29 protein-coding genes and 1 pseudogene are annotated in these 23292 nt (G+C 46.9%); 9 read left to right on the forward strand and 21 right to left on the reverse strand.

Annotated elements, in window-relative coordinates; genetic code table 11:
* Nucleotides 1-5: 5 nt before the first annotated feature.
* The gene (locus E5354_RS11180) at nucleotides 6-335 is read right to left on the reverse strand and encodes an ArsR/SmtB family transcription factor (protein WP_048927778.1); all 330 of its coding nucleotides are present in this window, start codon (nucleotides 333-335) and stop codon (nucleotides 6-8) included.
* Between the two features lie 709 nt (nucleotides 336-1044).
* The gene (locus tag E5354_RS11185) at nucleotides 1045-1335 is read right to left on the reverse strand and encodes a hypothetical protein (RefSeq protein ID WP_135947522.1); all 291 of its coding nucleotides are present in this window, start codon (nucleotides 1333-1335) and stop codon (nucleotides 1045-1047) included.
* Nucleotides 1336-1638: 303 nt separating this feature from the next.
* Between E5354_RS11185 and E5354_RS11190 the strand changes: the two genes are divergently transcribed.
* The 7 genes from E5354_RS11190 to E5354_RS11220 all read left to right on the forward strand — a co-directional run bounded on the left by E5354_RS11190 (nucleotide 1639) and on the right by E5354_RS11220 (nucleotide 5055).
* The gene (locus tag E5354_RS11190; protein ID WP_121697924.1) at nucleotides 1639-1875 is read left to right on the forward strand and encodes a hypothetical protein; all 237 of its coding nucleotides are present in this window, start codon (nucleotides 1639-1641) and stop codon (nucleotides 1873-1875) included.
* An 11-nt stretch (nucleotides 1876-1886) separates the two neighbouring features.
* Entirely contained in the window at nucleotides 1887-2114 is a 228-nt protein-coding gene (locus E5354_RS11195) for a hypothetical protein (RefSeq protein WP_135947523.1), read from the forward strand.
* 24 nt (nucleotides 2115-2138) lie between these two features.
* Nucleotides 2139-2576, forward strand: a complete 438-nt coding sequence (locus E5354_RS11200; RefSeq protein ID WP_135947524.1) for a PcfK-like family protein — start codon at nucleotides 2139-2141, stop codon at nucleotides 2574-2576.
* Nucleotides 2577-2588: 12 nt separating this feature from the next.
* Entirely contained in the window at nucleotides 2589-3917 is a 1329-nt protein-coding gene (locus E5354_RS11205; protein ID WP_135947525.1) for a PcfJ domain-containing protein, read from the forward strand.
* Between the two features lie 54 nt (nucleotides 3918-3971).
* Nucleotides 3972-4229, forward strand: a complete 258-nt coding sequence (locus tag E5354_RS11210) for a hypothetical protein (RefSeq protein ID WP_135947526.1) — start codon at nucleotides 3972-3974, stop codon at nucleotides 4227-4229.
* Between the two features lie 13 nt (nucleotides 4230-4242).
* Nucleotides 4243-4455, forward strand: coding sequence for a DUF3873 domain-containing protein (locus E5354_RS11215; protein WP_135947527.1), 213 nt, complete (start codon nucleotides 4243-4245; stop codon nucleotides 4453-4455).
* 147 nt (nucleotides 4456-4602) lie between these two features.
* The gene (locus E5354_RS11220) at nucleotides 4603-5055 is read left to right on the forward strand and encodes a hypothetical protein (RefSeq protein WP_135947528.1); all 453 of its coding nucleotides are present in this window, start codon (nucleotides 4603-4605) and stop codon (nucleotides 5053-5055) included.
* Here the strand turns inward: E5354_RS11220 and E5354_RS11225 are convergent.
* From E5354_RS11225 to E5354_RS11310, 18 genes are all read right to left on the reverse strand, one after another.
* Complete coding sequence (locus tag E5354_RS11225) at nucleotides 5041-5532, reverse strand: lysozyme (RefSeq protein ID WP_135947529.1); 492 nt, start codon at nucleotides 5530-5532, stop codon at nucleotides 5041-5043. The genes E5354_RS11220 and E5354_RS11225 overlap by 15 nt on opposite strands.
* On the reverse strand, nucleotides 5529-6062 hold the full coding sequence (locus E5354_RS11230) for a DUF3872 domain-containing protein (protein ID WP_135947547.1): 534 nt from the start codon (nucleotides 6060-6062) through the stop codon (nucleotides 5529-5531). Before E5354_RS11230 ends, E5354_RS11225 begins: the two co-directional genes overlap by 4 nt.
* 36 nt (nucleotides 6063-6098) lie before the next feature.
* Complete coding sequence (locus E5354_RS11235) at nucleotides 6099-6977, reverse strand: toprim domain-containing protein (RefSeq protein ID WP_135947530.1); 879 nt, start codon at nucleotides 6975-6977, stop codon at nucleotides 6099-6101.
* A complete protein-coding gene (locus tag E5354_RS11240; protein ID WP_135947531.1) occupies nucleotides 6974-7345 on the reverse strand; it encodes a hypothetical protein in 372 nt (123 codons plus the stop codon). Before E5354_RS11240 ends, E5354_RS11235 begins: the two co-directional genes overlap by 4 nt.
* Before the next feature lie 4 nt (nucleotides 7346-7349).
* On the reverse strand, nucleotides 7350-7931 hold the full coding sequence (locus E5354_RS11245) for a conjugal transfer protein TraO (protein ID WP_135947532.1): 582 nt from the start codon (nucleotides 7929-7931) through the stop codon (nucleotides 7350-7352).
* 3 nt (nucleotides 7932-7934) lie between these two features.
* Nucleotides 7935-8900 (reverse strand): conjugative transposon protein TraN, encoded by a 966-nt coding sequence (traN, locus tag E5354_RS11250; RefSeq protein ID WP_370649247.1) that lies wholly within the window; start codon nucleotides 8898-8900, stop codon nucleotides 7935-7937.
* 84 nt (nucleotides 8901-8984) lie between these two features.
* Complete coding sequence (gene traM, locus E5354_RS11255; protein ID WP_135947534.1) at nucleotides 8985-10217, reverse strand: conjugative transposon protein TraM; 1233 nt, start codon at nucleotides 10215-10217, stop codon at nucleotides 8985-8987.
* On the reverse strand, nucleotides 10207-10515 hold the full coding sequence (locus E5354_RS11260) for a TraL conjugative transposon family protein (protein WP_135947535.1): 309 nt from the start codon (nucleotides 10513-10515) through the stop codon (nucleotides 10207-10209). Before E5354_RS11260 ends, traM begins: the two co-directional genes overlap by 11 nt.
* A 20-nt stretch (nucleotides 10516-10535) precedes the next feature.
* Entirely contained in the window at nucleotides 10536-11159 is a 624-nt protein-coding gene (traK, locus tag E5354_RS11265; RefSeq protein WP_121697912.1) for a conjugative transposon protein TraK, read from the reverse strand.
* Between the two features lie 18 nt (nucleotides 11160-11177).
* A complete protein-coding gene (traJ, locus tag E5354_RS11270) occupies nucleotides 11178-12176 on the reverse strand; it encodes a conjugative transposon protein TraJ (protein ID WP_121697938.1) in 999 nt (332 codons plus the stop codon).
* 17 nt (nucleotides 12177-12193) lie between these two features.
* Entirely contained in the window at nucleotides 12194-12844 is a 651-nt protein-coding gene (locus tag E5354_RS11275) for a DUF4141 domain-containing protein (protein WP_135947536.1), read from the reverse strand.
* 152 nt (nucleotides 12845-12996) lie between these two features.
* Nucleotides 12997-15495 carry a TraG family conjugative transposon ATPase gene (locus E5354_RS11280; RefSeq protein WP_135947537.1) on the reverse strand — a complete coding sequence of 833 codons (2499 nt, stop codon included), beginning with the start codon at nucleotides 15493-15495 and terminating at the stop codon, nucleotides 12997-12999.
* On the reverse strand, nucleotides 15479-15820 hold the full coding sequence (locus E5354_RS11285; RefSeq protein ID WP_135947538.1) for a DUF4133 domain-containing protein: 342 nt from the start codon (nucleotides 15818-15820) through the stop codon (nucleotides 15479-15481). Before E5354_RS11285 ends, E5354_RS11280 begins: the two co-directional genes overlap by 17 nt.
* A gap of 11 nt (nucleotides 15821-15831) precedes the next feature.
* Nucleotides 15832-16131, reverse strand: a complete 300-nt coding sequence (locus tag E5354_RS11290; protein WP_135947539.1) for a DUF4134 domain-containing protein — start codon at nucleotides 16129-16131, stop codon at nucleotides 15832-15834.
* Nucleotides 16132-16263: 132 nt separating this feature from the next.
* On the reverse strand, nucleotides 16264-17058 hold the full coding sequence (locus E5354_RS11295) for a hypothetical protein (protein ID WP_135947540.1): 795 nt from the start codon (nucleotides 17056-17058) through the stop codon (nucleotides 16264-16266).
* Complete coding sequence (locus tag E5354_RS11300) at nucleotides 17055-17375, reverse strand: DUF3408 domain-containing protein (protein WP_135947541.1); 321 nt, start codon at nucleotides 17373-17375, stop codon at nucleotides 17055-17057. Before E5354_RS11300 ends, E5354_RS11295 begins: the two co-directional genes overlap by 4 nt.
* A 6-nt stretch (nucleotides 17376-17381) precedes the next feature.
* Entirely contained in the window at nucleotides 17382-17822 is a 441-nt protein-coding gene (locus E5354_RS11305; protein WP_135947542.1) for a DUF3408 domain-containing protein, read from the reverse strand.
* Nucleotides 17823-17825: 3 nt separating this feature from the next.
* Nucleotides 17826-18584: a ParA family protein gene (locus tag E5354_RS11310; protein ID WP_135947543.1), complete on the reverse strand. Its 759-nt coding sequence runs from the start codon at nucleotides 18582-18584 to the stop codon at nucleotides 17826-17828.
* Nucleotides 18585-19410: 826 nt separating this feature from the next.
* On the opposite strand from E5354_RS11310, the pseudogene E5354_RS14300 reads away from it, so the two are divergent.
* Nucleotides 19411-21282, forward strand: a pseudogene (locus E5354_RS14300) (RHS repeat-associated core domain-containing protein); the annotation flags it as partial.
* Between the two features lie 58 nt (nucleotides 21283-21340).
* Nucleotides 21341-21751 (forward strand): hypothetical protein, encoded by a 411-nt coding sequence (locus tag E5354_RS11320; RefSeq protein ID WP_135947545.1) that lies wholly within the window; start codon nucleotides 21341-21343, stop codon nucleotides 21749-21751.
* A gap of 465 nt (nucleotides 21752-22216) precedes the next feature.
* Here E5354_RS11320 and E5354_RS11325 read toward each other — a convergent pair.
* Nucleotides 22217-23292 (reverse strand): Abi family protein (locus tag E5354_RS11325; protein ID WP_246863799.1); only part of this gene is annotated, 1076 nt, incomplete at its 5' end.

Below are 23292 nucleotides of genomic sequence, written 5' to 3' on the forward strand. Positions count from 1 at the left end.
AGTGCTTACGAGCAGCAGCTATTCTTTTTTGAGGGACAGCAGTCGTCAAGCATCTGTGAAAACAGTTGCCGGGCAAGTTTCCAGTTCTCTACGTTGATGCAATACTTTACTTTTGGCGGCTCGATGGTGCCTTGTATCAGACCGGCCTCCTTCAACTCGCTCAGATGCTGCGATACTGTGGCTTTCGCAATCGGAAGCACCTCATGTATATCTCCAAAGAAACATTCGTTTCTCTGAGCGAGAAAATTGAGAATCGCTATCCGCGTGGGATGCCCCATCGCTTTTGCAAACCTCGCAAGACGCTCCTGTTCGGGTGTTATCTCTAATTTTGCCATATCATTTTTATTTGTTGTTCGCAAAATTACAAACAATATTTGATATATCCAAACATAGCGATGATTTTTTTGAGGCGAGCAAAGTCTCACGAGGATTACGTGATGTTAAATGGCATTAAATAATCCGGCACCACTAAGTTGTCAAAACATCGTATCATTTGATGATAATAAAACACCCAATATTACTGCCATTTCTGGGTGTAATATTGGGTGTAGATTTTACAAATGCTTGATAAGCAAGCTAATTAGCGGAAAGACAGGGGGCGCGGAATACATATTTAACAATCTGTGTATCAGGTAATTGTTTGCGATCAAAATTTACAGTGTAGCAAATTTGTAGCAACCAAATCCTTCCACCTTTAATCACACTGCTGAAACAGCTATGCGATTTTGGGGGTGAAACGCCTTGTCTAATATCGCTTATCGGAACAAAAGGGATTCTAAATCCCAATTACTCACGGTTGATTCAACAACGATTAGCATTCTACATTATGTTTATGTAGCAAATTTGTAGCCAATTTTAGCATCAAATTCGGTCAGCCTCCGCTGACTTGCTCTATCTTAGTGCAAAGGTAGATAAAAAGGTTCATTTTCACAAATCGCAGGAGCGTTTTAACTATAAAATAACATTGTTGAAATCATTGCAAAATTCTCCCGATATGCGAAATCGGAAAGAGTTACGGCGGTGGGAGTTGTCGCCGTATAGCCGTCAAAAGACAACGGGCTGCGCCTGATGTCCATTGACCGCTTTACGGCTATGGGCAAAGGCTGAAATCCGGTTCTCTGCGGCGCCGTGAGGATCTTCGCCCGGTGACGGCCGATAGCTCCTCCCAACTGACCTATGCTCACCCGATTTCTCAAAGCCTTTGCCTGTATTGACTTTCACCGCCGTAACACTTTCCGATTGCAGGTGCAACAGTTGGAAGAAACGTGCGTCAGCAAGTGCCGCACCATTCTTCTTGTAGTTGCACATCATTATCTTTTCTGATACTGTTACCATTCTCAACGGAATGGCAAGGGGGATTTAGATGTTGTCGTTTGGCTTTCCTGATATATCGGGGGTGCCATTTTTTATTCATACGCCTTTGGGCAGTGGGTAAAGTTGGAGTTGCTCGCCAGTGTAAACGTGTGTCTGGGTGCCATTCGTGCCATGCCGGAAAAATCTCCACATCTGCGATGTAGTATTTGTTCCGTCCAGCCCCGAACAGCTCCCTATGCCGACACACGCCTTTTTAGCGTCGAGCAACTCAAACTACCACACTGTCATTAGACGCATGATAGTTAAAAAAAAGCACCCACCGATATGAAAGCCAAAAGACAACATAAAAATATTTTTAGTCGAGGCAAAGCTCACCAAACCTCCTATCAATACCGCATAATAAAGGCGGTTGCAAAGGTGGCGAAAGTGGTTGCAATCATCATCGGGGCAATAATAGGTCTGCTGATGTGGGCGGTGTTCAAACCCATATACCGAGGTGTTGGCTGGCTCATTTCTATCCTCACTCTCTTTGCAGCACTCTATTGGTTACTAACTCTCTAAAACATACGATTATGGCAACAACTAAAAGACACGGCAAGACATTCGTTCAGCAATCCAAGTATTACGGAGTTGACAACATATTTGAGTATATGGTGGAAACCTATCTCAACGGCAACATTTCTTTCTTCCGTCAGCTATACCGAGAACTGAAACCCGCAGGGCGCAAGCTGTTCATAAGTTGGCTGTTCGCAGAGGTACACGACGCATACCGAGAGGAAATCATATTGGCAACATTCTAAACACATCTATAAAATATTACGACTATGGCAAGCAACAGACAAAACAAAGGGTCAGTGGCATTTGAGGACACTATCCGCGAGTATCTTGAAAAACGTGCAGAGAATGACGCACTTTTCGCTGTCAAATTCTCCAATCCCTCAAAATCGGTGGAAGACTGCGTGACCTACATAATCAACGAGGTGCAGAAAAGCGGTTGCAACGGCTTTGCCGATGATGAAATCTTCGGAATGGCTATACACTACTACGAGGAAAATGAAATAGAGGTTGGCAACCCAATCAACTGCCAAATGGTGGTAAACCATACGGTAGAGTTGACCGAGGAAGAAAAGGAACAGGCACGACAAGACGCAATAGAGCGTCTGCGACAGGAAGAAATGGCAAAACTGCGCAAGCCTATCCAACCCAAGAAAGCCACCGAAAAGAAAACCCAAGATGTTCAACCCAGTCTTTTTGACTTTTAACACCGCACTGCTATGAAACCCAAGACAGCATTACAGAAACAAGTGGCGAAATTATCTGCCACTCTCCGCCCCATATCATCGGCGCAGACCGAATGGGCATACAAGCATTGCATTGAACATATAGCCTACCGCACCAAAAATGGTACGACTACTTGCCCCGACTGCGGTCACGTCTGGCATACCAAAGGCACACTTGTTGACACACTTTGCGGTTGCAGTTGCCCCAACTGCGGTACTGAACTCAAAGTGCAGGAAACACGCAAGCGCACCCAAAACCAAACAAGCTATTTCAGCGTGATAACCACTTGCAAGGGATTTCAAGTTATACGAGTGGCACAAGTGCGCTATGAAAGCCGTAAGGGAGAGCCGATGCGGTTCTACTGCACCGAGGTAGTCCAAAGGTGGATTTCTCCCGATGCCAAAGTTACCGATATGGCTCTGCTCCGTGGCTTTACGTTCTGCTACTGCGATGTATGGGCTTTGGACAGCGATATGGAGATACGACCGCACAACAGCCTTTATGACGATGTTGTGGCGTTGAGCGATGTATATCCGAAAATGTCTATTCTTCCGCAACTAAAACGAAATGGGTTCAAGGGCAATTTCCACGGAGTATCTCCCGTGCGTCTTTTCAAGGCTCTGCTTTCCGACCCACGGATTGAAACGCTGATGAAAGCCGGAGAGATTGAGGAAATGAAATACTTTCTATCCAATCGCACAACTGCCGACAATCTTTGGGCATCGTATCTGATAGCCAAACGCCATCACTATAAAATCAACAATATCGGAATGTGGTGTGACTATCTGATGATGCTGAAGAATTTGGGCAAAGATATACGCAACCCCAAGAATATCTGCCCTAATGATTTCATTGAGGCACACGACCGAGTCAACCGAATGATAGACGCCAAGAGAGATAAGGCGATAGCCGAGCGTATGCGCCAAGCCGAGATAGCACAGCGTGAGCGTGAACAGCAACAACTGCTCCAAGAGAAAGAACGAGAAGAAGAGTTCAAGGCTCTCAAATCAAAATTCTTCGGATTGGTAATCACCGACAATGAAATATGTGTAAAGGTACTTGAAAGCATAGATGAATACTATGAAGAAGGGAAAAAGCAAGACATCTGCGTGTTCGGTGCAGGATATTACCTTAAAGCCGACACCCTAATTCTTTCAGCAAGAATTGACGGACAGATAGTTGAAACCGTAGAGGTTGACTTGCGTACCCTCAAAGTGGTGCAGTGCCACGGCAAATACAACAAGGACACTGAATACCACGACCGCATCATCAACCTTGTCAACAGCAACGCCAAGTTAATCCGCAAGAGAATGACCGCCTAAATGTTTAATCCGACCTGCGTCAGCAATGGCGCAGGTCACAAAACTCCAAAAGAAATGAACGTGATAATTGAAAGTCTGATTTTTGACTTTGACGATAAGATAAGAGCGGTTGTGTTAGACCTCATAAACCGCATATTGCTGACACGCAATGAAACCGAACTGAGGGAAACCGTAGCCGTATGCGCCGAGCGCACCGACCTCAACAAGTTTTTCCTATATGGCTATGGCAACCACCACTTTTGGGTAAAGCAACGTAAGGTCAGCGACCCTGAAAAGACATTCGACCAGCGAATAATGATTGTGAATTTCTAAAACACTGATGAATATGGCAACGAAAATGACCGCCAACGGAGTGAGTACAACCACCGCTCCCGGCACTGAACAATACGAAACTTTCTACTCTGCCCATCGTGGCAAGCGGATAAGCCGTGTGATGTACGACTACCGAGATACCGACAACGAACTGTTCTCTTGTGTCGCTCCCACACTCGCAGAGTGCCGACTCAAGCGTGATGAATGGCTGAATAAGAAGAAATAACGACCAACGCCATAGTCGTAAACAGAGCGAGTAACCCTATGTGATATAGAGTTACCCGCTCATTTTGCTAAAAATTTCGGCCGCCAAAAGGCGGCGTTTGGCACGGTTTTTGTTTTGTTGTAGGTATATTCTTAATTCTACAAAATCATGGACTTAAACAATATTGAGAAAGGTCAGATTGTCAGTGTTGTACTGACAATAGGGTATGCGCCTGAAGAAAGCGAACAGTATGTAGATATAGAGTTTGATACTGTCGTTGTATGTGACATAGACACCAAGAAAAATCTTATCCAAATCTCAAATAGTCCCAAAGTATTTGTTGCACCCCAATATATTCAAGGAATCCTCATAAGTGAACTCGTATTAGAACGTTTGGGCTGGGGAAAAATTGAGGCGGATAATCTTGATATTCCTAAGTCAAGTCTTTCGAGCATAAAAACTGGTTATCAACGAGGTAAAGACCAAGTTTTTCAAGATTATGATGGCCGTTTTTACTTTATAAGATCAAGAACATCTCCTGTGGTGCCTGTTAAGTATGTCCATGAACTACAGAAGTTAGGAATTAACGATTTACAAGCTGGCGCTTTACTCAAGGAATAATGCGGCGAACTCAGTCAGCCTACGTTGGTGGAGTTGTTTGTGTAATTTACCTTTGTAGCGGCAGTGGGCGGTGTATTCCTTGAATATGTTTCGGTCGCCGTGGCGGAGTTTTTTCAGTATTGAGGATTTGTTGACAACGCCGGGACCGCAGTTGTAGGCTAATGCACCCAATAGAACGCTGTCCTTGCCGTATTGGGAGTATAGGGCGCAGAATTTGCGGAGGTCTTTGCGAAGTAGTACGTCAGCTTGTGCCTCGGTCAGTTGACAACCTCGGCGATATGGCTCTCCCGGCTGGACACAATGACCGTAGCCCACATAGGGCCAGTGCTTCGGGTGGTGCATCGTTTCAAATTTCTTGATTATCAGCACGGCACGTTCAAACAACGGCAACTCCATAATGCTCCTTTTTGTCGCGTGGGCGGGCGTTGCTGCCGCAAGGATCAGCAACGCCACAAAGAAGAACAGCAGTTTTTTCATCGGCTGATCGGTGTTAATGTTCCGGGATTTACGGGCTGGATTGTAATTCCGCCGTTGTCGTCGCTTTCGCTTTTTCCGTTGAACTCAAATGTCTGTTCCCACGGGGTAGAGCCGAAATTATCTTCCACGACCACAAGGAATTTATGTGCATCGGAAGATTTGGCGGTGTAGTTCAAACGGAATGTCTTGCTTTCGAGCAGCACACGATCATTGTTAACCAGCACCGGGCCGTCAACGAGTTTGAGTGTACCCTCGCCGTCATACTGGAAATAGCGGATTGTATAGAGGGTGTTGGTATAGTTGCCTTCCGGCTGAATTTCAAAGCGCAGCTCCACGATCTGTCCTTTGGTTATCTTTTCAGCGAAGGGCATTACCTCCACCGTGAACGGATAGGACTGTTGCACATCGAGGTCGTCAGAGCAGGACGAGAGAGTGAACACGAGGGCAAAGAGTGTTGCCCAGTAACCGCAAAGCGCTTTCGTAGTGGAACGGAGAAAGAACCCGAAGAACCGGGCGGGAGTGAGGCGCATCGCGCCAATCTTATTGAGAATTGTAGTCATAATTTTTCAGAGTTTTAATTTTGATTTTGTTGATTTGGATTTTTTCGGAGTGAGTGACATCAGATAGTCATTCAGATCCTTGTATTGAGGATAGAGCGAGGATTTATCCGCCACCTTGTCGCCAAATTCGCGTTGGAGTTTGGCGAGAGCCGCGCGACCTGCCACATCGTTATCGAGATAGCATAGCACAAGCGGATAGTGTTGCAGACAAGGTATTGCCTTGTTGAGATTTGACACGGAGTTGAGAACCACGCTGTCGTTACCGTCATTATAGCCCAGCCTTTCCGCTGAAAGAAAGTCTATAAAGCCTTCAAACACGTTGCACCGTAGGTTACCGTTGGCGATATGCGTGATGTTTTTCGGTGGATATGCTCCCTTGAAAAACGGGTTGCGCAACTCATATCCGTGGGCATTGTTCTCAAAACCGATGGCATAGTATCGTTTGCCATGAAGCGTGTAGTCAACCTGCACGCAGTAGCGTTGGGCGATGTCACGGGGTATGCCACGGTCAGCGAGGTAGTTCAGAAGTATCGGCGACTCCAGACGCGATATTTCGACATTCTCAAATGTAGGTTGCTCAACGAATGGCACGGGTTTGTAAGGCTTCTCAACCGGCAGCTGCATCTTTTGGGCGATGAACTCCGCCCGTTTGATGAAGTCTGTTTCGCCTGTCAACTCTCCGGCAAGGTTGAAGATGTCGCCACCGGCACCGCTCCCGAAGTCGAACCATAAATTTTTGCGCGGGTTGACATGGAACGAGGGCTTACGCTCATTGCGGTATGGAGAGTAGAACCACAGTCCTTTGCTGTCGCGTCCGGTCGGCTGATAGCCGAGGTGGTTGAGAAAATCCACCAACGGGATTTGTCGGATAGCGTCGATGTTCATAGGCGCATACCACGTTTGCGTTGCGGCAGTTCCTGTTTCCTTTCAGGAGCGTTTGCCGTGACATGATACATTTTCACATCACGAACCTTTTTCATTTCCGAGGCGATGAACAGGTTCAGTTCCGATTTATTGGCACTGCCGATTATCTCATAGGCGAGGTCATATATGCCGCCATACATTTTTTCGGGTTGCGCCTTATCGTACCAGCCGTTGGCATCGGTATCCACAACGATATTGCCATTTGCCGAATATGGCGACTCGTAGGTCAGAAGGTTGTTGTTCCGGTTTATCGGCTCAAAGCCCATAGCCTTCATAAAATCTTCAAGAGGAAGATTTTTTATGTCAAGGTCAATTACTGTCATTCCCATAGGCTCATTCGATTATGAATTTGACACCGACACCATACTGTGTATGGAAATGGCCCGTTGAGTTGCCGAACACAAACCGCTCTTTCACATTGGCTGTCAGTGCAATTTTATCGGAGAGATAAAAGTCAGCCTGAACGGTCAGTGCGCCACCATATATGAAGGCATCGCCGTTGTGGAGCGTGGATCCGTCGGACAACACCGACTTACCCCAGTTTACCGTTTCATATCCTCCGAGGGCAGACACGCCGCCGTAGAGGTGGAAAGTCTGCGAGTAGTCGCTCAACAGGTGGAGATTGTAACCGACCTCGCCTGTAAACTCAGCCACAGGGATACGACCTTTTTCGCCGTATGGTTTGTAAGTTTTGAGATACTCTCCACCGAAAGTCCATGTGTTGGCGTTACCTTTGAACACGGAGTAATATACTCCAAAAGAATAGCCGCAGTTGCGGGAGTCGCCGGTATAAAAACCGTCAGCCATATTTGCCTTTACCTCAACCGCTGACATTCCGGGGAGGCATCGCTGGGCCATTGCCTGCCCCGTGAAAAGGGCAAGCATGGCAGCGAAGATTATCATCGCTTTTCTCATCGTTTAGTGTATGCTTAATTCGTCAATTACGTTGGCTCTCACAATATCCTCGTTCTCCACCACGAAAGACTGATGGCGGCCGCCTTCCTTTTCGGCGACCTCGATAACGAGCTGTTTGTCGTCGGGGATAGTGAATTTTTCCAGAGCGAACACGGTTCTTTCAGATGATTTGCCGTGAACAACAGTCACATAGTTCTGGGCGCGGAGCGGTTCGAGTACCTGTTCCTGCATGGCGGTTCGCTTGATAACTTTCTTGTCCACAATCTTGAACGACACAAAATCAATATCAAAAGCGATGTTTGATGTATTCTTCAGTTCGGTGTGGAAATAGAGCAACCCGTTGTTGGTGTAGATTGATTTGAGAAGGAACTGCACTCCGAAGCGTTTGCTACCTATGTGCTTTATTTCACGTTTGTTCTGCTTGTGGATAGATTTCATAATCAATTTTACAAGCATCGGCGACTCCTGACCGAGTTTTTCCAGATAGATCTCCTGTGCGTTGTTGGGACGATTGACCGCTTCGCCGTCATGGAGAAAATCGGTCATCTCGATGTTGAGCAACAGCGGCTCTTTGGCGAATTTCACGTTGAATGAATAGTAGCTGCCATCTTCAGTAATTACCGACAGGTTTGTTTCAGTCTTGAACGACTTGAAAGCCGATTTGACACGCAGCACATTTTTCGCACCGTCGGCAAGTCCGGCGACGAGGTTCTCATTGCCGAGGTCAACATAGACGACTTCGGAAGGGAAGATGATGTGTGTCGTTTTCTCATACGCAACTTCCAGTGCGTGAGGCGGTATCATTCGGTCAAAGCTGACTTTGCGGGTAAGACCCTCAAACTTGTCGCCGTCGGTGTAGTTCGCACCGTACACGTTCATGTCGTGTTCGGCTACCGTTTCAGTGTCAGACGACACGTTGTTATCGGTACTTTTGGCGGCTTTGCCTTTGGCAAAAGCCGGGGTTGCCATGCCGATTATGGCAATGGCGGAAAGAATAAATGTTTTCAATTTCATCTTTAATTTGGATTTAGTGGGTTTGTTGTTTTGATGTTATTATTGATTTTCCGGCTGGTGGAGCATCACGCGGTATCCGGCTTTGAGGTGTACTTTGACAGTTCGCATCTTCTTTGTAAGATACTGTGACACACCATTGATAAGCCCTCGACCGACATCGGATGCTATCTGCGCTCCTGTATTGGTGGAGATGTTGATTGAACTGCCCATAGTGCTGCCCATATTGGCCCCAATCTCATGCAGAGCGTCACTCTCCATAGACTGAGGGATATTGATACCTTCCTGACCGTCGGAGTCAAAGACCTGCAACTCCACCTCAAATATTGAGCCTTCGCACTCTATTGAGGTTATCTCTATTTCAAGGCGTTCTCCCTGAACACGACCGCTGCCAACGATAGTTGTATTGCGCGGGACAAGACGGTTGCCAATCCACATAGGCTCGGTAGTCCTCAATTTCACACTTTCACCGTCAATCACGCTCTGATTTCCGGCGATGACCGCTGAAATTGTGTTTTTGGTTGTTACCGATTTTACCCCTACCGAGGTATTGAAACCACGGCCGGCGGAAGAAGAATTGAGCGAGGACACCACATTGCGGCTTACCTGCGCCACGGGTTGCACATTGCGTTTACCTTTTTCCTCCGGTTGTGGCGGTGTCTGATAACCGCCACCATTGCCATTGCCATTGCCCATATATTGGGCGGCGAGTTGATAGGAGCGTTCAAGCATTTCCATCTGATCCGGCTGCTGCGGTTGCTGTGCCATAGCGTTCTGCGCTTCAAGCTCATCAATCCTCGCCTGCAACTCCGCCATCTGTGAAGCCTCGGTATTCTCCGGTATAAAGAAATCATCAAGTGACGCCTGCACCTCTTGATATGTGATTGCCGACGTTTGTATGGCTTGGTTATCGGGGGCAACCGTATCGGGCTGTACGGCAAGGTTCAGGTCGGACGATTGGCCGTTGGCGGAATCGAACAGCGATATATTCACGTTCTGCCGCTGCTTGGCTTCCTGTGCCGCCTGTGCCTCCATCAGTTTTGTCTTGTTGCCTTCAATGCCGTCGCTGGATCCGTCGGGCAGCTCCATATTGGCCTTACCCGTATCGGTGCTTTCTTCCGAAAGTGCGCCGCCGAAGATAAGCCACAGACAGCCGAGGAATGAAATGAACAATGCCGGAAACACTATCAGATATTTCTTGCGCCATTGTTTCTGCGCTTCCGTCAAGGGTTTGCGCTCGGCGCTGCTCCCTCGCTTAAAGAAATCAAAGTTCATCGGCTATCGGTGTCAAGTTGTCGGATTTTACACTTTGCGGAATGTCAAGCGGCTTTATATGCTCAATCCTGTGTTTCGCCGCATCGCCCTTGCCGATACGGTAACAGGCGTTGCCGAAAATGTAGAGCGTCGTCAGCATGAAGACGGTAAAGGCGACAGCCACCACGCGAAAACGCTGCTTCTGGTCGAGAGCGTCACACTTGTTTTTGAGCCACCCTTTCATGCGGCTCTTGGGGATATGCACCGCTTCGTTCAAGGCATGGCGCACACCGTCGGGAATAATTTTCATTTTTCTCATTATGACTTGGATTTAGTGATTTATCGTTTTACGGTTCTTATATCCTTGTTTTCAAGGATAGTGAAACCTTCTATCGTGAATCCGTTGGGATTGTCATCGGAGCGCGACGAGTTGAGCAGCTTGCACACTGTCACCAATGTACGTTCCGTCACATTGCTTTGGCGTATAATCAACTGACGAGCGTATGTCTTGGCGATGTACGGGTATTCGTTGAAATCGCATACCACGCTGTCAACCTGCGCGACTTGGTTGATGTTTCCGGCTATCACTCGGTTATAATATCCCTTTTCGGTAAAATCGGAATAGTAGTTGTAGGCACTCTTATCGGCGAGAATCAGGGCGCGGTTGATGTTATGCTCTATTGCCGATTTGTCGGGTGATAGAGTAAAGAACAGTTCGTGAAAGCGTCTGACATGCTCCCGTGCCTCTGCCGGGCGGTTCTGGCTCATATCCTGCGACAAGGCAAGCATAAGCGACTTGCCGTTGTCAAGGACATAGATTTTTTCACGCTGTTTCTCTGCAAACCGCAGCGAGAACACCACCGATAATATTGCCACCAGTGAGCAAAGGCTCACCATAACTATCCCGAACAGCCTTATCTGCCGGAATGATGTTTCGATATTCTTTAATGATTTGAACTCCATTTAATCAGTGTTTAATTGTCATTTCAATAACTTTCCGGCTCTGCCTGCCACATTTCCGGCTACCGCACCGCCGACACTGCCTGCCAATGACCCGGCCTGCATCGCAGTATTGTTGACCGCTCGGTTATAGCTGCCCATGCCTCCGGCCTGAATAATCCAGTTGGATACCGTGGGGATTGTGAAATACCCCACAATGCCGATTATCATAAATAGTATGTAACAGGTATTTGAGCTGTCAAGATTGACATTCGGGTTGTTTGTCAGCTCTGAAATGTCGTTCTGCAACATCAGAACCTGTATCTTGGCGAGTATCGTGCTGAACAGGTCTGCGACCGGGAGCCACAGGTAAGTCTGAATGTATCGGCATATCCATTGTACGAGGGTGTTCTGGAATCCGTCCCAGACGGAGATCGCAAAACTTATGGGGCCGAGTATCGCCAGCACTATAAGGAAGAATGTGCGTATTGTGTCGATGGTGAGTGATGCAGCTTGGAACAGCATTTCAAGCAGCTCACGGAAAAAGTTGGAAATCGCCTTCTTCATCTTGTACATTCCACGCTCGATATACATACCGGCGGCTGTGCCGACCTCGGTAACGCCCAACTCATCTATCTGCCTGTCAAACTCGGCATCGTCAACAAGGTAGGCTGTTGAGGGGTCACGCATCATGGCCTCATATTCCAGACGGTCTTTTTCCTCGCGGTATTTCTGCATATCGAGCGTCTGCCCTTCGAGCATACTTGCCGTGCCTTGCACAATCGGCGACATTACGGAATTGATTGTGCCCAGAACCACCGTCGGGAAAAACATTATGCAGAATCCTATCACGAAAGGACGCAGCAACGGGAACACATCAATAGGCTCGGCCCGTGCCAGCGCCTGCCATATACGGTAGGCAACGAAGAACAGGGCGCCCAATCCGGCTATCCCCTGCGCCACACCCGACATATTCTCGCACAGCGGCATCATCTCATCGTAAAGCGACCGCAGTATGGTGTGCAGGTTGTTGAAATCTATCGAACAGAGCATAGGCATCACCAATATTTTTCACTGCCGTCACCGTAGAGAGCCACCACCCGCTTGGTGTCGGCTTTCTTCTGCGCACGCAGATATGAAACACTTATATTCTTATTGGTGTAGTAGGCGGTGAGATTCTTCAACCGTTTCATCTCCTTGTAGCAGTCGTCCACCACGTCCATGCGGTCTTTGTCGGTCATTGAAAGGGTGGTTATGTTAACCACATTCTTCAATTCGCCCAACACACCGTTGGCTTCTTCAAGAATACGGGTGTAGCCGGAGGCGATGGCCGACAGTTCAGCCGAGGTGAAATTGGGATCCGTGAGCATCTTCTGAAAGTTGTTCACATAGTAGCCGGAGATATTGCCGAGCATCAGGATTGTCTGCTGCACCTTGCGGGCATCGCGGACAAGGTTGTTCACCGATTGGAGTGCGTCGTAATATTTCTTCGCCTGTTGGTAAATCTTCACGGTTTCCTGAAAGTTTTTCACCATGTGCGTGGCCGTCTGCGACTCCTGCACAAGTGATTTTGAGTTGTTTACGATGCTCTGCGCGATGTTTGACGGGTCAATTACCGTCCATTGCGCCCTCGCTTTTCCGGTGCCGAGCATCAGGCAAAGAAGGAAAAGCGGCAGCAGCCATCTGGTTTTGTTTCTTTTTTTAGTCATTTTATTTTGGATTTTGTGGTCGTTATGGTTTTATCGTAAGCTTCTGGCGAATGTGATTATCATCTTCGCCACGGCGTAATAGACAAGGAGAACCGCGAATATCACGCCCATAATGATTTTCAGAATCTGTTTCAGGCATTTCATTTTTCTTATTATTGTTTGTTGTCCCTTTCTTCCGCAATCCTCTTGATTGCCGTTTCAATATCTCCGCCCAGTGTATCGGCAAGGCGCAGCACCTCGATTTTCTCCGTTTCCTCGGTGGTATAGGCAAGATACTCTTGCGGGGATACCTCTGTGGCATAGACGGCAGACTGTGTGCCGCCAAGTCCGATCCATACCTCTTTATAAAGGCGATTGGGGTTGTTAGCGAGGTTGATGGAGAGTATCTGCGCCTTTTCCTTGTCGGTAAGTCCGAGCAACGACTGGATCTGATCGAACTTGTTCATATATTTTCGCTGGTCGAGCAGTATCTTGCAGTCGGAGTTGTTTATGATTGAATCCTTGACAATGGGCGACGATATTATGTCGTCAACCTCCTGTGTCACTACCACGGCCTCGCCGAAATACTTGCGGACGGTCTTGTAGAGGTATTTCACATAGGAAGCCATGTTCGATGATGCGATGGCTTTCCACGCTTCCTCAATCAGAATCATCTTGCGCACACCTTTAAGACGGCGCATCTTGTTGATGAACAGCTCCATGATTATGATTGTCGTCACCGGGAACAGTATCGGGTGGTCTTTCAGCTTGTCAATCTCAAAGACTATGAAACGGCGGTTGAGCAGGTCTATCTGCCTGTCGGAGTTCAGCAGGTAGTCATATTCGCCCCCTTTGTAATACGGTTCAAGCACGTTCAGGAAACTGTCTATGTCAAAGTCCTTTTCACGATACCTTTTTTCGGTAAGTATCCGGCGGTAATCGCCACGCACATATTCATAGAAAGAGTTGAACGACGGCACAACGGATTCATCGGCTTTCATTCGGTCAATGAACAGCGACAGCGCTGTGGAAATTGCATTTTCCTCGCCACGGGTCGCTTCCTCGTTGCCTTTCTTCCAGAGTGTCAGAAGGAGCGTCTTGATACTCTCTTTCTTTTCGATGTCAAACACCCCGTCTTCGGTATAGAACGGATTGAATGAAATCGGGTCGTTCTCATCGTAAGTCAGATATATGCCGTCTTTGCCACGGGTCTTGCGGTTGATAAGTCCGCACAGTCCTTCGTAGGAATTGCCGGTGTCAATCAGCACTATGTGGGTGCCCTGCTCATAATACTGTCTTACCATGTGGTTGGTGAAGAAGGATTTTCCGCTACCCGACGGGCCGAGAATGAATTTGTTGCGGTTTGTGGTTATGCCACGTTTCATAGGCTCGTCGGATATGTCAAGATGCAGCGGCTTACCTGTAAGCCTGTCAACCATCTTTATGCCGAATGGCGACATGGAGGAACGGTAGTTCGTTTCCGCCGTGAAGAAACATGTAGCCGGTTCAAGGAATGTGTAAAAACTTTCCTCTGCGGGAAAATCAGCCTCATTGCCCGGTATCGCCGCCCAGAACAATGTCGGGCAGTCGATGGTGTTGTGCCGTGGCATACACCCCATTACCGCAAGCTGGCTCCCGACATCGTTCCTAACCCTGCGCAGTTCATCGGCATCTTCGCTCCATGCTATCACATTGAAATGTGCCCTTACTGAAATAAGTCCGTATGAACGGGCCTCGTTCAGATAGCGGTCTATCCACTCGGCATTGATAGCGTTGCCACGGGAGTAACGCGACAGCGACACCATATTTCGCGCGGTCTTTTCAAACCGCTGGAGGTTTTCCTCGCTGTCATCAATCAGCACATATTGGTTGTATATGTGGTTGCAAGGCAGGAGCAACCCGACGGGAGAGGCGAATGACAGGCGGCAATCGGAACGGTCGGTGGAGAGCCTTTCATATCGGCTGTCGGTAGCAACCTTTGCCGGAAGATCATCGGTGTCTGACAGTGTGTGAAGGCACAGCAGCTTGTCGCCCACGCGCATTGATTTCGCCGACAGGTCAATATCTTCAAGGCAGGTCACATCTTCCATTGACAGTGAAAGGTATTTTTCCAGCAAGCCCGACCGGGTATCGGTGCCGAGAATATCATCGTCAGACATACGGGCAAGCCGTATAAGGCCGGTGTCGTTGATAATCCGCTCAAACTGCTCCACGGCTTCCATAAACTTGGTGACTGTTTCGCGGTTAACCTCTTTCGGTATGATGCGTCCGCGGCAGAGTGTCGAGAAATTGCTCTGCTGGCGCATACGCTCCCGTGTGGTTTTTGTAAGGAACAGATAACAGCGGTGTGCCATATACGGGCGCTCGTTGAAATGCCGTTCAAAAGAGCGGTCGAGAAAGGAAAGATTCTCCTTTGCAAGTTCCGGCGAGTATCTCTCCGTAACAAACCAGTCCTGCTTATGCACGACGCTGAAATTGGGCAGCACCTTCATCGCCTTGCACCATGCCGAGTGCATGGCCTCATATTCAGCGGATGTGACCGTGAACAGTTCGGGCAGAGTTACCTCGAAGGCAACGGTAATGTCTGCGTCTTTGGAAATCAGACAGCCATTCTCAACCGAGAGTATGGGCAGCTTGCTTTCAAGTGTCGTGGCTTTAAGCGTGTTTCTCATTTTGCACCTCCTTTCTGCGTCGGCCCACAATGCGGGTGAGCCGACGTCGGTTTATGATGTAGCGGGGATGGTATTTGACGGCGGCGACTTTCATAAGCCCGTATCTTCCGTATCTGGCGTTGAGCCTGAATGTCAGCGCCACCAATGCCGTGGCTGACACGGCACCGAAGCCTATGCAGAACCATTGCGGAACACCGCACATATACATCACCACGAACAGCACGAACAATGCCAGCAGTCCGGCGGCGAAGATAAACAGATACTGCGCTTTAAGCCCTTTGTATTCCACCGTTTCGCCAATCCCCTTGTTAATGGAGTATTCCATGACGACGGGAATCAGAGGAAGAAGGAACGGAGAATTGTCGCGGCAACGATAAGGAAGATGCAGGCGCCGAACCACGATGCGGCGGTCTTGCTCGTGTCTGGGTCGCCGGAGCTGAACTTGGAGTAAACCTTGATACCGCCGATAAGTCCGACGACTGCGCCGATGGCGTACACCAGTTTGGTGCCGGGGTCAAAATATCCACTCACCATAGAGGTGGCTTCGTTGATACCTGCCATGCCGTTACCGGCGGCAAATGAATTGATTACGGTTGCTGCTACGAACAGCGTGAAAAGAATTTTTCTCTTTGTCATAATTTGTCTTGTTTTTGTGTGGCGGAGCAAGATTGCCCCGCCACGGATTTTTGGATGGATTCAGTGGTAAGTGTTTCGGGAGGGTCGGCTAACGGTGTCAGCCATAGTCAATTTTTGTCATTTGATGGGTTTTCAGATTAGGTCTTCAGGATTGAAACTTGCCAGATCATCGGCGATGGTAAACGGCTTTTCCGTTTTCTTTGCCGCAGTAGCCGGTTTGGGCGCGGGAGTTTTACGCTTGGGGACGTTTTTGCCATGTTGCGCCAGTTCAGCGCGGAAACTTTCCTTGATACAGCGCATAACGCCACGTTCTATATCCTTGTCGGTCATAAGACGCTCCATAAGTTCGGTATCCCTTACCTCATCGAGTATCTTTCCGGCTTTCGCCTGTTGCTCCGGTGTCGCGTCGGGGTTCATCGCCGTATTCACCGAATCTTCGATTTCGTGCATCGTGGCGCATTTCGCCCCTTGCGGTGATACTATGTCGGGATCGGCATCATCTATGCGGTCGTCCTGAAACGCCTCATCAACCTCGTCGCCTTCGAGCGTGGGGGATTTCTTCTCCTTTTCCTCCTTTTCGGCGGGTGTTTGTTCCTCGGCGGCGTTTTCTTCCTCATCTTCGGCGAACACAACGTGTTCGAGCTGCACCTCCCCGATAACGGACTGCAATGCTATGGGCACCGCTTTTGCGATTGCCGCCTGTACCGCAGCCTCAATCTGCGAATAGTCAAGTTTGCTTCTGCCTATTCCGGCCTGCGGTATTTCTTTTTCAGGTTCTTCATCTTCGGGCGGTTGTGACGGTTCGGGCGGAGCCGCACTGTCGGAGTTGCGGCGCGTCATGCGGTTGTTGGATACCACAAGGTACAGCACCGCGCCGATGTTTGACAATGCCACCGCTCCCACTATGATAGATACGAGTGTTGTCATAACGCGGTCTTGATATTGCCCCGGTTGGTGAGTTCGTTGATTACATCGCGGTTAGTCATAAGATGATCGACCAGCACGTTGGTGACGAAAGCGCCTATCGTCAAATCCGGCACATCAAAGAGTGCCACGATTTTGGCGAGCTTGTCAACCAGCTCACGGGGTACGAAGATACCTTTGCGGCAACCGACAACTGCCGGCACAAGGTATTCCGATGAATACTGCTCGATTTCGGCTTCTTCGGGATTATTGGTATTGGTGTTGACCTCGCCCATGTGCCGGGCACATACATGGAGGTCGCAGAATCTTGTCTTTGTCATTGTCTGTCAGAGTTTGGTGTTTGCTACTTTTTTATAAAGGCTCTGGATCACATCATCGAATGTCTTGAAATGTTCTTCAAGCACATTGTATATGTATCCGGCAATGGTGGTGTCCTCGCTGAAAAGTATCAGCATCTTCTGGATTTTGCGGCGATGCTCGTTGCATACGGAGATTTGGCGACCTCGCTTTGCAACCGATGTATATTCGCTGTCGGCTACGAAAGTCCGGATAAATTGTTCTTCCGCCGTGGATAAATCAAGGTCGATAATCTCTTTTGCAATCTCCATTTTCGACACCTTTTCCCCGTCTGTCACATTTTCGGGCTTGATGTCGTCGCTGTCATTTTCCTGCTTGGGCTTCTTGACTGAATGGAATGTCGGCATGGCATCTTCGCGGAATGATTCTATAAAATCATCGGCGTTAAAGTTTTCTTCTTTCTTTGCCATAGGCTATACTTTGATTATGTTCCTGATTTCTGAAACGAGGGCTTCAAGATTGGTGCCTTTCATCAGCCGTTTGTCAGGTGGTAGCATAGTGGAACGGAACATGCCCGTCCGCCCGATCTGCTGACCGTCTTTTGCAAACTTTGTGCTGTTCACCATCACTGTGTCGAGGGAGTGCAGCCCTAATGTGGCTGCGTATTTATCGATTGTTTCACATAGTTTTGTCTTCTCCCTCGACGGTATTTTGTTCCAGACGAGGTTCACGGCTTTAAGCCGCGTGTTTCCCGTGGTGAGCATCTTGTTCTGCACATGGTTTGCGAATGTCAGGGAGCTTGTCATTTCTCCCGTTTCTGTCGTGATCGGCACGAAGATATAATCCATCTGCGCCAACAGGCCCACTATGTGACGGTTGTTGATTGTACCTGTGATGTCGAAAAACACCACTGCCGGCTCATGCCCTTCGGCAATATAATCCTTTGCCACCTGCACCGCATCTTCCGGCGGTGTCAAGAGTATGCGGTATAGCTTTCTCTTGAATTTCTGGAAAAAGGAGTGTGTCAGTTTTTTCAGATAGGGATTCTCCGCCACCACCGTAAAGTCATGTTTCCGGTAGGTGTCAAGCGTGTGCTGCGGATGGTCGCAGTCAACAGCGAGAATCTCTATCCCCTCGTTGTAGTAGAGGTAACTCGCCACAAGTGTGGTCAGAGTTGACTTGCCCACGCCACCCTTCTGGGTAGCGAAAGCGACGAATATCGGTTCGCTCATAAATCTTGGGGATTTGGGTTTGACAAATTGTTTTCTTTCGGGCACACATTGATACCCGTGCCGTGCTGTTATGGATATGTCAGCGGAGGCGTTTTACTGACTACGTTCAACCAGTCTTATTATATATGTGTAGTCAGCGGAATGAATGTGTGAGCATCAATATGTCTGTCGGTATGGCTGATTGCAGGAATGTTCATTCATCTATTCACACATACACACTTTCATCTGTATGAACATTCATTTAATCATTCACACGTCAAGACATTCATCTGTTCACTTGTTCATCTGTTCATTCATACATACCTGCAAGCAGATGGATGAACGTGCATAAGCACATTGTTACAACTGAAAGTCCGGACAGATATTCAGGTTTATGAATGGTTGATTGAGCCTGTGAATGTCTGTCGGCTCATCGCTCGTTTCATTCAGTCATCTGTCTGACCGTCTTTGCAAATGAAACGACAGCTGAATGAAAAAAGATTATCCCCACCGCTATATTCCCCAAGATTCCGCAGACTTTCCCCAACTTTCCCCAACAATAATTATTTCAGGAACTTAACCACTGCCTTACATTGTTATATTATTGCTTCTCGCACTTGCACATCTACTGCGGATGTGACGCTGGTTAAGACCTGAAAACTCGGCTGCATCGGTAAGAACCGGCACCGGTCAGCCCTGTTTTTGGTCGTGATGTACCGACGGTGTACTAATTTTGAAGGATACCGCTCCTGCATCGCTCTGTATCCCATCTACTTATAAATTGAATGTCAACATTGACATAGCAAGGTATGTTTATCGGCACTCACAACTGACATTGTGCCTATAAACCCTTGCCATGGGCTACGACAACATGCACCGCATCAAGTCCAAGAGCCAGCATCTGACTCAGGACAACGTGCAGTTCAATGGTACGCTCAATGTGGGCTATGACCTGTCATACACATACGGTACTGAAGCCGGTAAGAAATTCCAGCTTGCAAGTGTTAAAGATGTGAATTATCGCACGGAAGAGACTCCTGGAGACAATAATATCGAAAATAATCACGTATATTTGTATGATAAGAACGGAAATCTTGTATATGTGAACACCGGACGTATGATGAACGATGGACATAATGAGGTCGGCACAAGAGAGCGCAAGCTCATCTGGGACGAGGAAAACCGTCTGCTTGCAGTGGACGATAACGGCTTCGTGTCCAACTACTGGTATGATGCTGACGGCGAGCGCACAGTCAAGACTTCCGGCGAAAGCGATCAGGTTTATGTCAACGGAGTATTCTCCGGCGGCTCTACCAACACCGCGAAGTTCTCGCTCTATGTAAGTCCGTACCTCGTTGCTAACCAGGGAGGTCGTTACACCAAGCATATCTATGCAGGCAGCCAGCGCATTGTGTCTAAGGTCGGCGATTTCGCCTCCTATGGCTCTGACCCGCGCCGTATCGAATATGCCGGTGCCAACACTGACGGTCTTTCGGTAAACTACAAAGCTAAGTATGCGGCTCAACAGCAGGTAATCAAGGACAACTACAAGACCTTTGATGTGCCTTACAACGGAACCGACAACGACAACTATGCAGATGGCGAAGGATTCTGCTGCAATGACGGAACACAGGGTGCTCTATTAGAGGCTAACAAAGCTCGGTCTCGTACAGTTGTAAAGTCATTCAAAGATCCAGACAACTATGAGAACCTGCAGTTCTACTATCATCCCGACCATCTTGGTAGTTCCAGCTACATCACCAATCTTGACGGCGAAGTTGTGCAGCACATTGAATATGTGCCATTCGGAGAAGTTTTCATAGAGGAACGCAACAATGTATGGAACACGCCTTATCTCTTCAATGCAAAAGAATTTGACGAAGAAAATGGTATGTACTATTATGGAGCGAGGTACTATGAACCGAGACTAAGTTTATGGATGTCAACAGATCCGATGCAAGAAAAGTATTTGGATTATTCTTCATATTGTTATACAGGAAATAATCCAATAAGATTTAGTGACCCTAATGGTCAAGATTGGTGGGATAAAGTAAAAGGATTTGGTGCTGCTCTTGTAGATAATGCTACTGGTGGATTAACCAATATCCGAACATATGCAGGGAGAAATGTTTCAGATCCCAAGGACTTCAATGCAGGATTAACAGCTGGTGATATTGCCAGTCTAACCGTGGGAACTATTGAAAGTGGTACAGGTTCTGCTATGGTTGCAAGTGGAACATCTATTACTACGGTAGGACTCGTTGCAGAAGGTCCTTCGCTTGGAACTTCTACTGTTGTTGTAGTTATAGTAGGTGCTGATGCTGCTGTTGGAGCAGGTCTTACAGCGCACGGAGCTGTAATGATGGCTACTGCAGGTAAAAATCTCTCTGAAAAGAAAGGACATCTTGATACTGGAAATTCGACAGCATCCAATAATCGAGGAACTAAAGTCAATAGTAAAACTTTGTGGAAAGATTCAAAAGGAAATCGAATTGATGTTGAAAATCCAAATCCGGGACAACGGCCAGGACAAATACATTTTCAAGATAATAAAAACAACAAATATTTATATAATAATAAAGATGGTCGTTTTTATTCTCGTGACCCTAAAACAAATAAATGGGATGTACCAGCACCAAATAGAGTAAACGAACAATTATCAAATCCAAATGTACAAAGAGCTATACAAACAGGAAATAAATATCTTGGGAATGAGTAATTCTATATATCTCGTTTCTATGAATGAGAATATGAAAACTATTCTAAACAGATATAAGATGGAATACCAGCCTCTCTTAACTACAACCATTCCTCGAAGGCTTTATAACTATATAGAGACCGGAGTAGAGTTTAGAAAGGATGTGAATAGCTACACTTATAAATCTGTAAAAAAATTTGAACTTTATTATGAGGATAAAACTGGAAATGAATATTCGAATAATAAAATATATGTTGATAAATATCCGAATACAGCATATACTCTTAGAATAAGTTTGAATTTTGCATTCGCTTTAGCTAAATTGCTGGAGGAATTTCCTGATAAGTTTAACATCGTTTTGAGCGTTAATCAGGAAGATATTGTAATTTCGTTCTATTGTGTTCGAGAAACCGAGCAATGGTTAACTGAAGATTTAGAGTCATATCATGATGAAGCGATTTTTGTTTTAACAACAAAATCACATGAATGACAAAAGACTGATGTAAAACCACAATTACTCTCAAAATATTTTTGATTGTAATTACAAGATTGAGAAAAGTCGTATCAAGCCAAGTATCCAGACTATGATACGATTTTTCTTATTTATATTCTAACGTTAAAAACGTATTTCAGCCATTGATACACACCCCCCCCGTGGCTCGTTTTCACAGTCAACAAGGAAGCCTATTGATGCTATATCGACATTAGAATGAGACTTCAGTAATGATTTTAAATAAATTTTTGGTCGGAATTATTGCAAATTCTCCGACCAAAATCAATTTCGCAGAAGGCAAATAATCAGGGATGTAAAAACAAAAGTTCCGCCCTGGTACGCTGTTCTATGGGAAGCGTGGCGGAAACTGTCGGTCAAAAGTAATGATTTTATTTCAATTAGGCAACTTCTTTCAGAAGAATAGGCTTGGAATCAGCAATAAATCTTGGTTGAGTAATTGCCTTACTTCCAAAGCGGCTCGTTTTCCCATCCGACCGGGAAACCCATCGCAGTAACATCGACATTAGGATGAGCCTTCAGTAATGATTTCAACTGCTGTTTGAAGTCGTTGCCGGGATGGGTTGCATTCTGCAAGTATGCCAGACAGCAAAGCTGGGCATAGAGTTTGGTCGGCAGTGTTATGGAGGCATTAATCCAATCACCTTTCAGTTTACCGGGAAGCTGTGGTTTCAGAGGGTATCTTCTGTTCCATGTGCGAGAATGATGTGCAAGACAGTTGCGCAATGCCACGGCACATTTACACCAACTTTCAAGATATTCGTGCTGTGGCAAATTAAATTCCCTCGCAATTTTCTTCTTGAGTTTAGTGTCTTTTAGGTTGCAGAAAATCTTTGACAACGTGCCGAAAGAGACCACTTCCAAAGTTTTCCATACGGGCGGTATGATAGGATTTGAGTATTTGTCAAAGTGTTCCTGAATGAAATCTTCCTTTGAACGGAATACTTCCTGTTGGACACGGATAGAGCAATCGGTGAAAATTTTATTGTCTGTAAATAGATTTCTGTCCATTATCCAAAAAGAACCGTAAGCCATCGAAAAATGGTGTATCAGTTTTGAGCGAAGAGCAATTTCAAAACTTTGGATAGCAGTAAAAATCAATGCCCTTAATTTCTTGTCAAAGTAATACAGATTGATGGCATTGTCGAAATGGCTGTTTGGTTTGAACACATGAGTTGTCTTATCTTGTTCCATAGGACGAAGGTAGTTCGCCAGACGGAAATAACTCATGATTTTTAACTGTGCTACAGCATCATTGTCATTTCTGATGATTAGGCCCCGGTCTTTCAGCATCTGAAGAATCTGGGGATAATTCAGCGGTTGTTTGGTATAATCCATAAATGTATAAAAAGCAAAAGTTCCGCCCTGGTACGCATTGAAAAGAGGCGTGGCGGAAATTGTCGATGCAAAGGTAGTGCTTTTATTCCAATCCTGCAAACTTTTCAAGAAAAAACAGCAGATAATCCAATATTGTCCTAAACGTTTTGGGCAAAAATAAAAATAGGAAGTAGTTACTAAGG

This window comes from Muribaculum sp. NM65_B17, assembly GCF_004793735.1.
Classification (GTDB): Bacteria; Bacteroidota; Bacteroidia; order Bacteroidales; family Muribaculaceae; genus Muribaculum; species Muribaculum gordoncarteri.